The 14,430-nt window shown below is 46.6% G+C and carries 11 protein-coding genes; 5 read left to right on the forward strand and 6 right to left on the reverse strand.

The genetic code is table 11. The features are described from left to right. Window positions 1-180 precede the first annotated feature (180 nt). On the forward strand, window positions 181-633 hold the full coding sequence (locus tag QUB14_RS08235) for an NADAR family protein (RefSeq protein WP_190661306.1): 453 nt from the start codon (window positions 181-183) through the stop codon (window positions 631-633). A 367-nt stretch (window positions 634-1,000) separates the two neighbouring features. Next, window positions 1,001-4,006, forward strand: a complete 3,006-nt coding sequence (locus QUB14_RS08240; protein WP_333216229.1) for a GAF domain-containing protein — start codon at window positions 1,001-1,003, stop codon at window positions 4,004-4,006. A 7-nt stretch (window positions 4,007-4,013) separates the two neighbouring features. Here the strand turns inward: QUB14_RS08240 and QUB14_RS08245 are convergent, their stop codons facing one another. Both QUB14_RS08245 and QUB14_RS08250 read right to left on the reverse strand, forming a co-directional pair. Next, window positions 4,014-4,790 (reverse strand): pentapeptide repeat-containing protein, encoded by a 777-nt coding sequence (locus tag QUB14_RS08245; RefSeq protein ID WP_333216227.1) that lies wholly within the window; start codon window positions 4,788-4,790, stop codon window positions 4,014-4,016. Between the two features lie 261 nt (window positions 4,791-5,051). Then, window positions 5,052-5,696, reverse strand: a complete 645-nt coding sequence (locus tag QUB14_RS08250; RefSeq protein WP_190655462.1) for a pentapeptide repeat-containing protein — start codon at window positions 5,694-5,696, stop codon at window positions 5,052-5,054. Between the two features lie 1,082 nt (window positions 5,697-6,778). On the opposite strand from QUB14_RS08250, the gene QUB14_RS08255 reads away from it, so the two are divergent. Further along, a complete protein-coding gene (locus QUB14_RS08255; RefSeq protein ID WP_333216224.1) occupies window positions 6,779-7,216 on the forward strand; it encodes a helix-turn-helix domain-containing protein in 438 nt (145 codons plus the stop codon). Window positions 7,217-7,914: 698 nt separating this feature from the next. Here QUB14_RS08255 and QUB14_RS08260 read toward each other — a convergent pair. The 4 genes from QUB14_RS08260 to QUB14_RS08275 all read right to left on the reverse strand — a co-directional run bounded on the left by QUB14_RS08260 (window position 7,915) and on the right by QUB14_RS08275 (window position 9,876). Then, the gene (locus QUB14_RS08260; protein ID WP_333216222.1) at window positions 7,915-8,130 is read right to left on the reverse strand and encodes a hypothetical protein; all 216 of its coding nucleotides are present in this window, start codon (window positions 8,128-8,130) and stop codon (window positions 7,915-7,917) included. Between the two features lie 71 nt (window positions 8,131-8,201). After that, window positions 8,202-8,786: a hypothetical protein gene (locus QUB14_RS08265; RefSeq protein ID WP_333216220.1), complete on the reverse strand. Its 585-nt coding sequence runs from the start codon at window positions 8,784-8,786 to the stop codon at window positions 8,202-8,204. Window positions 8,787-9,038: 252 nt separating this feature from the next. Then, complete coding sequence (locus tag QUB14_RS08270; protein ID WP_445251824.1) at window positions 9,039-9,224, reverse strand: IS1 family transposase; 186 nt, start codon at window positions 9,222-9,224, stop codon at window positions 9,039-9,041. Window positions 9,225-9,522: 298 nt separating this feature from the next. Then, window positions 9,523-9,876: a metal-sensitive transcriptional regulator gene (locus QUB14_RS08275; protein ID WP_190659600.1), complete on the reverse strand. Its 354-nt coding sequence runs from the start codon at window positions 9,874-9,876 to the stop codon at window positions 9,523-9,525. Between the two features lie 178 nt (window positions 9,877-10,054). Here QUB14_RS08275 and QUB14_RS08280 point away from each other — a divergent pair, with 178 nt between their 5' ends. Next, entirely contained in the window at window positions 10,055-11,299 is a 1,245-nt protein-coding gene (locus QUB14_RS08280; protein ID WP_333216217.1) for an HhoA/HhoB/HtrA family serine endopeptidase, read from the forward strand. A 691-nt stretch (window positions 11,300-11,990) separates the two neighbouring features. Next, complete coding sequence (locus tag QUB14_RS08285; RefSeq protein ID WP_333216215.1) at window positions 11,991-14,381, forward strand: EF-hand domain-containing protein; 2,391 nt, start codon at window positions 11,991-11,993, stop codon at window positions 14,379-14,381. Window positions 14,382-14,430: the final 49 nt, after the last annotated feature.

The raw sequence follows: 14,430 nt of genomic DNA on the forward strand, positions 1-14,430 counted from the left end.
GGGCGTGGAGGAAGCATAAGACTATCCCAGGATAGCAGCACCCAAAGAAGCGCTAACCCACCAGAATTTAAGCAATTATCAATTTTTGATTTGCTTGAATAGATGGAATCCCCGTGCGTTCACGCCGGGGTGGATGTCAAATTCTACCTAAATCCTGTAAAATATATAATTTCAAATCTAATGATAATTTATTTTTATAAAGTAGAGGAGCCTTACGGCTGCTTTTCTAATTTTTCACCACACGACATTTGTATGCACGGTCAATATTGGTTGACTGTGGAACATTACTATCAAGCCCAAAAATTTGTCAGCACTGATAAAAGATTAGTGGCGGCGATTCAAGCCGTAGCAACTCCTCAAGAAGCCGCTAAATTAGGTCGCGATCCCAACCACCGGATTCGCGCTGATTGGGAAGCCGTGAAAATTCCTATTATGCGCGAAGCAGTTTTAACTAAGTTTCTCGCTCATACAGACATTCAAGCGATTCTACTCGCCACAGGGGATCGAGTGATTGTCGAGGATTCGCCAACGGATTATTACTGGGGCTGTGGCTGCGACCGAACCGGTCAAAATCATTTGGGTAAAATTCTGATGAGCGTGCGCCAAGAAATTAGTCAGCGCCTTGCGGGCTGATCGAAACTCAAATTCTTTCGTTAATTATCATTATATGAAGTTATACAACAAATGTCAAGTTATCCTAACAATGAAGAATTCTCATAGTGAGAGTTTAAGATTGCGAGAAATTTATAAGAGCATTAAAATAATAATAATTATTTCCTTAAGTCGCTCTGCCTGTTGAAGGCAAGGATTAAACTGGCGCGATCTCAGATTTTACTTACCCCAGCTCACCCTAGGCGATACACCGTCGTCTCTCACAAGTGCGCGACCGATTAATTGTACAGATCGGTTTACTCAAAAATTCCGGGTAATATATTTGAGTTTGAATGTTCCAACAGCACATCAAAACTTCTTATTATTGTATAAGTACAAAAGGAGATTTATGCAACTCACAGAAAATACGGAAGAATTACATTATAAACTAGACAGAGAAGTTTTGATACGGCGGATAACTGAACGTATCCGCCAATCTCTAGAATTAGAAGATATTTTAACCAGTACGGTAGCAGAAGTGCGGTCTTTTTTGAAAACAGATCGCATTATGATTTACAGGTTTAGTGCCGACGGAAGTGGAGAAGTTGTTGCTGAGTCAATTAATAACAACTGTCTCCCTTCCTTGAAAGGACTGCATTTCCCAGCAGACGACATTCCCGCGAGCGCCAGGGAGATGTATGTCGCTTTGCGCCAGCGGACAATAATAGATGTTAACTCAGGGACGATCGTCCTAAGTCCCCTCGATGCAGCAGACACCGGTCAACCTTTAGTAAAGGAGGAGATGCACTACCGAGCGCTCGATCCTTGCCACACCGCTTACCTGATGGCAATGGGAGTGCAATTTTCCTTAGTCGTGCCGATTTTGCATCGCAGGATCGCGTCGCCAAACAGCAAAACAGATATCTGCGAGGCGGCCACGTGTCTGACTCGATACGAGCCAGGAAATAATCAAAAAATTCACATCGAACTGTGGGGACTTTTAGTGTCTCACCACTCTGCGCCCCTCAATATTTCCCCAGCAGATTTAGAAGTAGTTCAGCTCGTATCAGATCAATTGTCTAGCGCTATAGCCCACGCGCTTCTCCTCCAGCAAACCCGCTCTCAAGCCGCCCGCGAAGCTACCGTGAGCCGCATAGCAGCGCTGTTGTACGGTCACGTCAACATTCAACTGCAACAGGGTTTAGAAGCCACCGTCACCGCTTTGGGCGGCAGCGGTGGCAGACTCTATCTCAACCAGCCGAAAATCAACGGTGAAAAGTTATCCAGTCCCAAGATTGAAGGAGAATTGGCAATTGCCCCGGCCCACCGCGATGCTACCTTTGAACTGTTCACCACAGGAGAACAACCGACACTTCCCAACTGGGAAAAAGTTAAGGCTATCGAAGCTCATCCCCTCTGGCAGGAATGGCTAACCAAAGGATTCAAAAATACCGAAGAAATTCCCAAATTTTCAACTTTTACTAATTCTCAATTCCCAGTTTTGATAATTACCGACTTATACAAAGAACCTCTATTTAGAGTTTTAGCTCCCGCTTTCCAATCTACTAAAATTCGGGGTTTGCTGGTAATTCCTCTCCACTACAAACAACAAGTAGTCGGCTGTTTGACCATTTTTCGCAATGCAATAGATACCGAAAAAATGTGGGCGGGGCGCTTTGACAGCAACGCTGCACAAACCCTTCCCAGACAATCCTTTGAACTCTGGCGAGAAATAAAAAAAGGTCAGTCGCCCGAGTGGAAGTACGAGGAAATCGAGCAAGCTTTAGCTATAGGCAGCCAATTTTGTTCGGCAATTGGGCAGTACGTTCTTTATAAAGAAGTGCAAACCCTGAATGCCAACTTGGAGCGCCAAGTTCAAGAACGCACCGCCCAATTGCAACAATCCTTGGACTTTGCCAAAGTATTGACGCGAGTTAGAGACCAGATTCGCAGCACCTTAGATTTAAAAATCATACTGCAAACTATTGTGCGAGAAGTCAGAGTTTTGTTGGATACCGATCGCACGGTAATCTACCAATTTGCAGCAGACAAACAGGGCGAGGTAGTTGTCGAAGCTGTTTGCGGCCAGTGGCGGTCAATTTTGGGTATCACATCTCCACAAGGATGCTTTCCCGAAGGCTCAGAGTGCTTTTATCGAGCCGGAGGGGTGCGAGTAATTAATGATATTTATACTGAGGATTTAACACCCTGTCACCGCGAATTTTTGGAAGAGTTGCAGGTGAGAGGAAGTTTAATTGTACCCATGAGAGGCAAAGATTCCCAATTGTGGGGGTTGTTGATTGCCCATGAGTGTTCGGGGCCGAGAGTGTGGCAAACAGCAGAACAGGAATTGGTGCAACATTTAGCGGCTCAAGCTGCGATCGCCATTCACCAAGCAGAACTTTATCAAGAAAGTCTCAATGCAGCAACTGCCGAGCGATTAAAAGCCGAACAGCTAGCTAAAACAGTCACAGAACTGCACAATACCCAAGCCCAACTGATTCAAACCGAAAAAATGTCCAGTCTCGGACAACTCCTGGCCGGAGTCGCCCACGAAATCAATAACCCCGTTAACTTTATCTACGGCAATCTGTCCCACGCGAGCGAATACACCAAAGATTTGCTCTGCTTGGTGGAACTCTACCGCCAGCACTACCCCAATCCCAACCCAGAAATTAGCGAGTGCTCCGAAGCAATCGACATCGAATTTCTTGCCGAAGATTTGCCAAAAATTTTGGGTTCCATGACAGTCGGAGTTGAGCGCATCCGCCAGTTAGTTGTATCTTTGCGTAATTTTTCCAGGAGCGATCAAGCCGAGAAAAAAGCCGTTGACATTCACGAAGGCATCGACAGTACCCTGTTGATTTTGCAGCACCGGATCAAAGCCAATTCCGATCGCAACACCGTAGAAATCATTAAAGAATACGGCAATTTGCCCTTAGTAGAATGCTATGCCAGCTCGCTCAATCAGGTATTTATGAATCTGATCGGTAATGCCCTTGACGCCCTAGAAATGGGAAAAAAAGAGCGAGTTATGAATCTTCCCTTTAAAGCTGCAAGTGCAGGGGCGACACATTTAAGCTCCCAAATACTGCCTATCGAGTCAGGAGATATAAATGCCACCACCGAGTGTTTGATTCCTGATTTCCCATCTCCTTGCATTCGGATTCGCACTGAATTAATCGATGAAAAAACGGTAGGAATTTGCATTGCCGACAATGGTCACGGCATCCCCCAAGAGTTAATCTCTCACATATTTAATCCGTTTTTTACTACTAAACCCGTAGGTCGGGGCACGGGTTTAGGACTGTCTATCAGTTACCAAATTGTAGTTGAGAAACACCAAGGCGTACTTAAGTGTGTTTCTGTACCCGGTCATGGTACAGAGTTCTGGATCGAGATTCCCCTGAATTAGGTAACCGTCAAGGCAAGATTAGCTTCACCAGCACAGAACCGATCGAGCCCAGAAGACTCATAAAGTTGCCACCGCCGCCCGTGCGGGGTTCCGTAGGCTTTTGACGTGCAACAATGGCTTCGGCTAACTGCTTTGACAAATCCTGACCTTGGGGATTTCCTTGAGCTGCAAAGAGTTTGTTTGCTTGATCGGCGTCTTGAGTCGCGCCGGCGAAGTCTCCCAAGTCAGCGCGAGACATACTGCGCGCAAAATAAACGGCTGCTAAATCCGATTTCAGATTCAGCGCTTGATTGTAATAATCAATGGCGTTTCTGTAGTTTCCTGCTTGAGCTTCCAGCACTCCCAACCGGTAGAAGTCTTCAGCGGTGCCGATATTGGTTGGCATTCCTCTAACTCCGAGCAGTTGCGCGTTAGTTAAATTGGCGTTGAGCAAATTGGCGTCCGTGAGATAGGCACTTCTCAAGTCAGCACCGCTGAGGTTGGCACCGGTGAGGTTCGCCCCTGTCAGGTTGACGCCAAACAGGCTGGTGCCGCTGAGGTTGGCACCGCTGAGGTCAGCCCCGGTGAGGTTGGCTCGACTGAGGTTAGCCAACCTCAAGTCAGCACCTTTGAGATTGGCTCCTGTTAAATTGGCTAAAACCAAGCCCGCACTGCTGAGGTCGCAGTTGGGGCACTGTCGGGTGGCTAGTAATTGTTGCGTGTGTTGGATGTTCTCGGCGGGTGCAGGAGCGATCGGGGCGATCGCGCTCAGCAGCGTTGCCGCAGCGAGGATTCTGAGTTTCATTTTAACCGTCCAAAATCCAAAATATTAAATCTAAAATAGCTTTTATCGAAGCAATTGAAAATCACCATAACACAAGTTCACCCAACAAATCTTTTTGACTTGCCGTATGTAGGAGTTCTGGGCGCCATCAGCACCCTAAATTGAAGTTATCCGCCTTACCTTAGTGTCAAATAAAGATTTCGCTGCCAATAAATTAGGGTAATGAATTACTCATTACCCTTTAGCCGCTGTTCTCGGCAACCATAAAAATTAACAAATAAATTAGTCGTGAATCGTGCCGTCGGGCATCGTTGTACCCTTAAGATATACTCCGCTCAGGTTAACTTTTGTAAGGTTTGCTCCCAACAGGTTTGCTCCGCTTAAGTCTGACGCACTTAAAATCGCTTCAGTCAAGTCTGCCCTAATTAGACTCGCCCCCATTAAGTCGGCTCCGCTAAGGTCTACTTTGCTCAAGTTTGCGCCAATTAAATCGCATTCTGTGAGCACCGCCCTACGCAAGTTTACCCCGTAAAGATTTACTCCGTGCAAGTCTGCACGGCTGAGTGTGGCCCGAGATATGTTGGCTCCAATTAAAGTTGCTTGGATGAGGTTCGCTCCGCTCAAGTCTGCTTTGCTGAGGTTCGCTCCCATCAACTCAGCTCGATTCAGGTTAGCTTCAACTAAAAGTGCTTCTGTGAGGTCGGCTCCACCTAAGTCTGCTCTCCTCAAATTAATTTTGCACAAATTGGCTTTGCCAAAGTTGACTCTGTTGAGTTTGGCTTTGCTGAGATTGGCCCCAATCAGGTCGGCTTCATACAGATTGGCTCCAATCAATTCTGCTTCGTAGAGGTAGACCTCGTGCAGGTAGACCCCGCTAAAATTTCTTTCTCCTATTGCGTATAGCTTGAGCAGTTCGTCAACGTTCATTGTGGCTTCTCTACACCTTTTAAATGAAGAATACTGTCAGCAAGCTGGTTGCACCGGATGTTCTGCTATTTTAGATTCTGAAATATTCACACCCAGCCTGAAACTTCCCTCAATCTGCAAGGTTTGAGTATAAATTAGAGGGTTTGGTGAGGGTGAAGGACAAAGCTGCATTCTATTTTCCCTTTGGTTAAAAATTAATATTTAAAAATTTTAACAACAAGTTTGCTCGCACTTCGTAACTAAATCCCCAAGATTCTACGTGGAAACTCTGATCGAACCCATAACTTTTTGTGGCTAGTTGAGCTTACTGAGTAAGCCTGTGACCAAGATCACAAAGCGAGGTTAGTAGTATCACATAGAAACCCCCCTTTCGATCACAGCAGGCGGGCAAAAATAGCCGATACTTATACTGTAATGCTGGAAAATTGACAATGCCACCCTCGCCGTGTTTTACTCAATTGGCAATAAAGTCAGTAGTTTCACAGATACTTGCCCGCGGCAAGAAAGTCGGTGGCAACGTCACTCGGCGCTACCCGCTCTGACCGATGAGAGTGCTGATATCTAAGGATTTTTCGCACAGCGAAAGCCAAAAATGCACTTCGGGGACTAGGGGAATGTCTGTATAAAAATGCGATCGCTGGTGTACATTCGCCTGTTTGCTAGCACCTAATGACTAAAAATCGCCCGTACGTTCGCAAAAAATACCACTAAATACCAGGAAAACCATGATAGATGTTTAACAATAAGAGAATAAATGGTATTCCTTAAGGGTCACCTATTGCCGCTCATGTTACAGTCGAGCGGTTAACGGCTATCAGTATTAGCAATGACGCTTGTCCATCAAATACAAAACTGACCCAGAAACCGGGTTTTTACTAAAAAAAATCGTTGCAACCTTGCTCCAGGTTAAAATAATCCGGTTTCTGAGCGTCTGAGTGCCTCCCGGAAGGAAAAAGTTTAATGAGAACGAACGCTTTTGTATTGCTTCAGGGCAAACAAAAGGTCAGCATTTAGGATAGGAGCAGCTTTTGCTCCATTGTCAAACAAAGGTACTGTAGAACGCGAATTGTGAGGTAATTGATATGGCTGGAGTATGTAAACTTAGCATCACAGAGACAACTGAAGAACTAAAAAACCTGTTAACGGAACAAAAAACAGCAAGCGGCTTTCAAAAAATTCAAGCACTTTACCTGTTCAAAATTTGTCACGTTAAGACAGTTAAAGAATTGGCAATGACGATCGGGGTTAACCGAATTACAGTGCAGCGGTGGCTGAGAAAGTACCGCTCTGACGGACTCGAAGGACTCCTCGAAACAAAGCACAGCGGCGGCCGCAAGCCCGCCATTCCTCCTCTGGCCCGCGCTAGTTTGGCAATGCGCCTCAGCAACCCCCAGGAAGGCTTTAAAAGCTATGGAGAGATTCAAGAGTGGTTGCAGCAGGAATACAGCATTGAAGCTTCCTATAAAGCGGTTTACGCAACAGTCAGATACCACCTAAAAGCCAAGCTGACGAAAGTCTAGACATTTCATACCATGTGGGATTAATCACTGGTCATCTAATGGTTTGCAGTCAGCTTTTGAAGCTTTTGAGGAGTTCCTTCGTCACGAAAAACCTGATTAATTCTTTTTTAACAAAACTCGCTCTCATAAATTGCGAAGCATATATAGCAATCCTAAATCAGTTGTAAAAATATGTAGGGGTAGTGCTAAGAGTGCCTACCCCAGCCTGCATCGGGGCAACCACGGGGGGTTGGCCCCTACAAGAATTACACAAATCATTTAGGATTGCTATATAGCCAGCCTAAATCATTTGTGAATTTCTTACTCCCTCCCCTTGATAAGGGGAGGGTTGGGGTGGGGTCAAAAATTTACGACTCCTGCAAGGATTGCTATACAGCGTATCCCTGGTTTATGAAGCAGCTTTAGACACGGGGCACTGCCGTGTCTCTACAGGGATTAATTGATAGGCGGGTCTACTTCATAAACCTGCACTCTGCTGTAAATTAGATGTTGCGGCGATTGGGGTGAGGGCGAGAAGATTGGACGCTTTTCTCCTGTTTGTGAAAGATGCTTAAAAAAGGAGCCAGAAATCATAACTTGCAAGTTTTCTCTAATTTGCAGGTTTTGTTATATGGATTTGAAATACTCTGGAGCCGTCAATGCGTGGAGATTCTAATTCATGCTTCATCGAAGTCCACTTGCTATCTCAGGGTGCATCGTCACGAGTAGAGATGGTCTTCTCCCCATGCTTTCCCTGTTTCGAGGCGGATTCCTCTTGTCCAGAGGTACTGTTTTGCTGCTCCAATCGGTTCAGCAGTTTCTTCGTTAAAAAAATATTTGGAAATGATGTTAGACATCAAGCACAAATCGTTGTTTGCGATCGCTCTCATCTGTTGGGTAAAAAAATGCACAACTATTGCATCATTTTTTAGCAAACTTTTTGTGGGAGATATAGAAACTCAAGCAGAGGCAAATCTTACTGTTATTAAAAGCGCTCAAAGGTAGGTCAATTATTAGACCTGATTTTAAGTCTTCTCCGCTGTACCCAATAAGCGTCAAACACGAATCCAAGGGAGATTGTTTGTTCGGCTAGAAGCAGCCAATGACCCTGAATACCCATAAGACCGGCGCAAGTAATATTCCCTAGCATCAGCCAGAAATATCCATGAGGCTTGTCTTTGGAAAGCAGATAAGTTCCCATTAGGAATCCAGAAGCCATTCCTAGTTCCAGCACCTGACTGAGACTTGTGAGGCCTCCGAAGTCATACAAGCTCAATCCCAGACCGATTGCTAAGGCTAGTTTTGCAAAATGGTCAAGCCATAGGGGTGCGTGCCCTTGACCCCTCCGCGCGTTAATCAGCCCAACCAGCATAGCTGGAGCGCCCCCAGTTTCGATAGCTGCGGCTATCCAGTTGCGTCCCGATACCAGGACTATGACCCATGCTGGTACACCAATGAGATAGAATGCCCAGGCCCAAAAACGCGATTTTTGCTTGCCTTGACTGTTTTTACTGCGTTCCGCCCTTGAGAAAAAAACTTTGTTGAGAAGATAAAATAATCCTCCCCATACTTGAAGAAGTAAGTTGAGCACAGGTTACACTTTGATAGAAGATATAGCCATCTTAAATGAGTCGTAAATTTTTGACCCCACCCCAACCCTCCCCTTATCAAGGGGAGGGAGTAAGAAATTCACAAATGATTTAGGATGGCTATAGTCGATAAAATATTCCCAACAACATTAGGCTTAAAACTTAATGTCCTTTGGAAAAGGAACAGCTCGTTATGCCAATTATAACTCGTAGCTTTCTAAACACTTAAAACCCTCCACAAAGTATTGGTAGTGCTACACAAGTAATGATAGATTGTAGTGATGAATGAAATACCAGATGGCACCAAAGTGATTCTCCAACGATTTTAAAAAGGACAAGGTTTTTCGGACTAGCCGAGACACCCGTTGCCTCAATGTATTGTTGAATCGCTCTTCGGTAGCTGGTTTTGCTGTCGGACAGCGGGCGTAGAACGGCTCCATACGCTGCCTAGAAATTGGCGATAGACCGGAGGCAACGATTCCCACAATTTGCGGGCTGCTGCTTCATCCCGTGCGCCAATGTAAACGCCAACAGTCTCACTCTTTGTCTGCATCAAGCGCCAACGGAACCCACTGCTTGTTGTCTTTGTTTTCTACCAATGACCATAACTCATCGCATTGAAACGCTCACGCCTCCCTTTTTTTTGGGTGTTACCTGCACGCTTCGGGCCACCTTGGCATATTTCTCGTTTTTAGTGCGGGGCCTTCAACCCAAATTTTCGGTAAAAATTGGCAGCGGCTAAGGCAAAAACCGATCCAAAGCCGCTTTCAACTCTTCGATTTCCGTATCGATATTGCCTTCTTTAGCGGCTCTGCCAATACACTCAGTTAAATGTTCATCAAGAATGATTCTCGCTACGCGATCGAGCGCGCCTCGAACCGCAGCAACTTGCACGAGAACTTCGGGACAGGGACGGTTTTCTTGGACCATTGTTTTAATGCCGCGGACGTGCCCTTCAATCCGAGACAAGCGATTTACCAGCCGCCGCATCGATTCTTCATCGTGATGGTGAGGGTGGACTGATTTATCGTCGTGATGGTGGTGGGAATTTGAGGGCAAGGATTTGTCAGTAGAAGTATCAGATAGAATCATTGGGGTTACGAGGGAATTTTTAAAAGTTAGAATTCTGAATATGTTGAGTTGGTGCGGGCTCCTGACTCATGTATTGTAACTGTCAAAATATATTTAGGATCTTCATAGCGGCAGATTATTGAGTCCGCACGATCGCACACGTTTACCAGACTAACCCAGACTAACAAAGATTGACGCTATGCGACTATTTAAGTTTTTTCGCCCCACACCTCGAATCGGTGCTCGTTGGTTCGCCCTAATTTTAGCAATGACGATCGCCCTGAGTGCCCTGGGTATCAATGCTGCACCCGCTGCCGCCGCTGATGGCACAAATCCGCCCAACTTACAGTTCCAGAGTTCCCCCGCCACCCCCCCGAATCCGCAACAGTTAGCGCTGCGGGGCGGGGAACTCCCGGCGGATACGGCCAGTTTTGTGACGGCGGCTGTCGATCGAGTCGGGCCGGCAGTTGTCCGCATTGATACCGAGCGCACTGTCAGTCGCAACATCGACCCCTTAATGGAAGACCCCTTCTTCCGCAGATTTTTGGGAGAAGATTTGCGGAGCCTGACCCCCAGACAAGAACGGTTGCGGGGTCAAGGTTCCGGCTTCATCATTGACAAAAGCGGGATTGTTTTAACCAACGCTCACGTAGTTGACAAAGCCGATCGAGTGACTGTCACCTTAAACGACGGCAGGACATTTCCAGGAGAAGTCCAAGGTACTGACGAAGTAACAGATTTGGCTGTTGTCAAAATTAATACCAAGCAATTAAACCTGCCGACGGCCACCTTGGGAGATTCCGACGCGGTGAAAGTGGGAGATTGGGCGATCGCTGTGGGCAACCCCCTGGGATTTGACAACACCGTCACCTTGGGCATTATCAGCACCCTCAAACGCTCCAGTGCAGCCGTCGGCATTCCCGACAAGCGGCTCGATTTCATTCAAACCGACGCCGCCATCAATCCCGGCAATTCCGGCGGCCCGCTGTTAAACAGCAGAGGAGAAGTGATTGGCATCAACACGGCGATTCGAGCCGACGCAATGGGTATTGGGTTTGCGATTCCGATCGACAAAGCTAAGGCTATCTACGCGCAGTTAGCCAAGGGAGAACAAGTCAGCCATCCGTTTTTGGGGATTCAGATGATTGCTTTGACTCCTGAAATGGCCAGAGAGAATAATTCTGACCCCAATGCTCCTTTGATTGTGCCGGAAGTCCAAGGGGTGTTAGTGATGCGAGTTGTGCCAAATACGCCTGCTGAGGAAGCAGGGGTTCGCAAGGGGGATGTCATCGTTCAAATTGACGGCGAGGCAGTGACTGAACCCGAACAGTTGCAAAATTTGGTGGAAAACAGCAAAATCGGTCAAATTCTGCAACTGAAGGTGCGCCGCGGTGCCCAGATTAAAGAAGTTCCGGTTCAAACTGCTCAACTGAGGGATTTTTAACTAGAAGGGGAAGGGGGGAAATCGTTAAAGCCCCCTCCTCGGCTCGATCGCGTGCTGGGCATACAAATTGTTCACAAATGAATTAGGATTGCTATCATAGATGATTTAACTTAACGCAACTATGACCGAATATTGCGTCTACTTTTAACTCAAATCCTGATGCAAAAGGATCTCGCCCTTCAGTCTAGATCGCACTCTAACCGCTTCAGCTCAAATTCGCGCTTCATCGGAATTACAAAGTTGAGTCAAGTCGCAATCATATGTATCTTCGATATATCAGCGCAATTTTGAGTTTATCGACTCACAGTCAACTTTCCACTGTCAACAATAAAAACTCTTGATTGACTTAAATACGGATGGATTTCTAACTATTTAATTTACCCACTAAAAGGCCCAGTCATTGCGATAACCCTGGCAACTATGCAGCGTTATAGTATCATTGGTAACAGTTGCGTAATTCATCAGGCATTAAAGTAAGTGGGTTCAAATAAACATTACAGGGTAGCGCGGTTTTTGCACTCATCACATCTCTCTTAGTATATATTCTAGGCTAAACCAACCCCTACAAAAGCTTACAAAATATTATTGTTTTTTTGTGATTACCTACTTATATTGGCCATAATTAATAGATATAAAATAAAAATATCTGGGAGAATTTAGTATGACCTCTGTGGAGTTTGAAAAAAAAACCATGACTGAAGAAGAGGTGGCAAAGTTATGGGAAGTGTTCAAAGTATTGGACGCGGACGGGAGCGGTGCTATTTCATCAGAAGAACTCGGTCAAGTGATGCGATCGCTAGGCCAGAGTCCTAATGAAACCGAGCTGCGCGACATGATCGAAGAAGTGGACGTAGACTTGTCGGGCAGTATCGATTTTGAGGAATTCAAAATGCTAATGGTGTCCCAGCAAGGCGATCGCCAGAGTCGTCTCAAAATGTCATTTAGTGTATTTGATGAAAACGGTAGCGGTCAAATCACTAAAAACGAGATGCAGGATGTGATGAGCCCGTTTGGGCTGACAGAGCCAGAGCTCGATGAGATCATCGAAGAGGCAGACCATGACGGCAATGCCTTAATTGACTTTGAGGAATTCTGCACACTAATACCCGATGAGCCAGAGATCGCAACAGCAGATCGAGACTCGCCGATTCCGGTTGTCAGTACACAAACAACCGAGATTTCAGATAGTACAGCCGCTGCGCTCGAAAGTATAGCCACTGCTGTCAACGAGACAGCTTCTGCCACTATTGAACCTAATCTAGAAGATCTACAAGAACCACCCACCGAGTGCAATCGAGAAATAGCGCGGCTAAAAGAACTACTCGCCCAACACCCACAAGCCCAGAAGAAGCGCGGTACGTCCCGCTTGGAGATGCAGATTGGTTTGTTTCGTCTGATCCAGGGAGCAGCCTACCGCAGCTTCCGCGAGAGTTTCTGCGCCAACCACGAGACTCACCTGTGCGTGAGAGACTTGCCATACAAAATTGCTGATTTTGTGCGATTTGTCAGGAGTACGATCGCGCTTTATAAAGGATTGGGTGTAGTAGAGCCGGCGTGCAACCCTCTACTGGATGCTGTAGTTAAATCGGTCGAAGATGAATATGCCCGACTAGAGCATCGCATCAAGAACTGGAAAACGATAGAAAAAACTCCTGAAATGTTGGCCCAAGAACAAGCCATGTTGCAGGCGCGGGATAAGTCTGCCACCGCCAAGGAGAAGTTTGGGGCGGCAGTCGAGTTGGCAATGACCATCAAAAAGGATAGTGTCAACTTGCGTGACATTGCCGAGGGTGTGCTTGCGATCAACGAACTCAACCGACTGCGAAACCTGGAGCTGAGTGAGAACATGGCAGCGCCACCAGCCAAATCCGAGGGAGATCCCAAGGAGTACCTGAAGAAGTGGAACCGCGTCATCCTGTCGGAGGCATCAGAGGAAATAGATGGTGCGATGATGCCACTAGCATATTGGTATGAAGACTTTATGCCGAAGTTGCTGGCTGCCTTCAGCGTCATTACCGAAGCAGACATTCCCTTCAACACGGTGCCTGATGAAGCAGCTTTAAACCAGTGGTACGAAGCGACTAAAACGTCAGGGGAATTTGGGCGCTATGGGGCGGATGTTGCAGAAAACTTTCCCAAATGCGCTCCTCAACAGAAGCTGATGCTTCAACAGGCATGGCGCTTGACGCACCACTACCTCAATGGCATACAGAAACGGCGCGAACGCTTAGAGTCTGGGCGCGAGTCTGGGGAACTCTCGCAATATGTGGCGTTCATCGATGTGTATATCGATCGCACTGAAGTAAAGAATTCACAAATGCGGGTCAGCTTCCCTTACTATATTGGCCCTGCGGTGTGGCGTTTCTTGCACACTACGGCTGAGATAGTCTCTACCAAGACCCCAGAACAGCAAAAAACTCTGGTGGCCATCTTCAAGCACTTCTTCAACCTGTTTGCGAGTATGTATCCCTGCCCCTACTGCCGCCACCACCTCAACGCCTACGTCGTGCAGAATAAAGAGGTGGAAATTTACCCTGTGGAGTACCTCGTGCTGGGGCGCGACCCGCGTCTGAATAGCTTTGAGGTATCAATGGAGGCAAAGCTGTCCACCGTAGTAGATGGCCCTTCTCTGCGCTTATTCTTCTGGAAGTTGCACAACACTGTCTCCTCATCAATTGCGCGATCGGAGGAGTGGTATCAAAAGGATGAGGAAGCATTGTACACAACCCGTTATTGGCCCAGCATTGAGTCTGAGCTAGCACAAGCCAAAGCCCTCAAACAAATCAGCATTGCCACCGATCGGATGTACCGCCTCTACGGTATCCTGAAGCCCGCAGCACGACTGACAGGGGTGAGAGCAATATTGCATAAGCTGTTGGATAAGAGGGATGAGGAAGGCATCAAGGAGGTATGCTTAGTTGCCCAAGATTACATCCAGGAGTTGGACGAGGCGATCGTCACCGGACAATTCCTACAAGAGACATACTACTTTGACCCTGACCTTGTGGATGAACCTCCTGTATTCACTCCTGAAGAAGAGGAGTTTGCTCGCAGCGGTGTGTTCGTCGAGGCTAGTTGTTGAATATCAGTAAGTAAAAAGTTAAGCTTTTAAACTTAACTTTTTACGCCTT

The organism is Microcoleus sp. B3-D2 (assembly GCF_036705345.1).
GTDB lineage: Bacteria > Cyanobacteriota > Cyanobacteriia > Cyanobacteriales > Microcoleaceae > Microcoleus.

Bases quoted from the DNA above. Each gene is read 5' to 3' on its own strand.
- QUB14_RS08250 (WP_190655462.1), bottom strand. From the start codon at position 5,696: ATGAACGTTGACGAACTGCTCAAGCTATACGCAATAGGAGAAAGAAAT.
- QUB14_RS08235 (WP_190661306.1), top strand. From the start codon at position 181: ATGATAATTTATTTTTATAAAGTAGAGGAGCCTTACGGCTGCTTTTCT.
- QUB14_RS08245 (WP_333216227.1), bottom strand. From the start codon at position 4,790: ATGAAACTCAGAATCCTCGCTGCGGCAACGCTGCTGAGCGCGATCGCC.
- QUB14_RS08275 (WP_190659600.1), bottom strand. From the start codon at position 9,876: ATGATTCTATCTGATACTTCTACTGACAAATCCTTGCCCTCAAATTCC.
- QUB14_RS08285 (WP_333216215.1), top strand. From the start codon at position 11,991: ATGACTGAAGAAGAGGTGGCAAAGTTATGGGAAGTGTTCAAAGTATTG.
- QUB14_RS08270 (WP_445251824.1), bottom strand. From the start codon at position 9,224: ATGGAGCCGTTCTACGCCCGCTGTCCGACAGCAAAACCAGCTACCGAA.
- QUB14_RS08255 (WP_333216224.1), top strand. From the start codon at position 6,779: ATGGCTGGAGTATGTAAACTTAGCATCACAGAGACAACTGAAGAACTA.
- QUB14_RS08240 (WP_333216229.1), top strand. From the start codon at position 1,001: ATGCAACTCACAGAAAATACGGAAGAATTACATTATAAACTAGACAGA.
- QUB14_RS08280 (WP_333216217.1), top strand. From the start codon at position 10,055: ATGCGACTATTTAAGTTTTTTCGCCCCACACCTCGAATCGGTGCTCGT.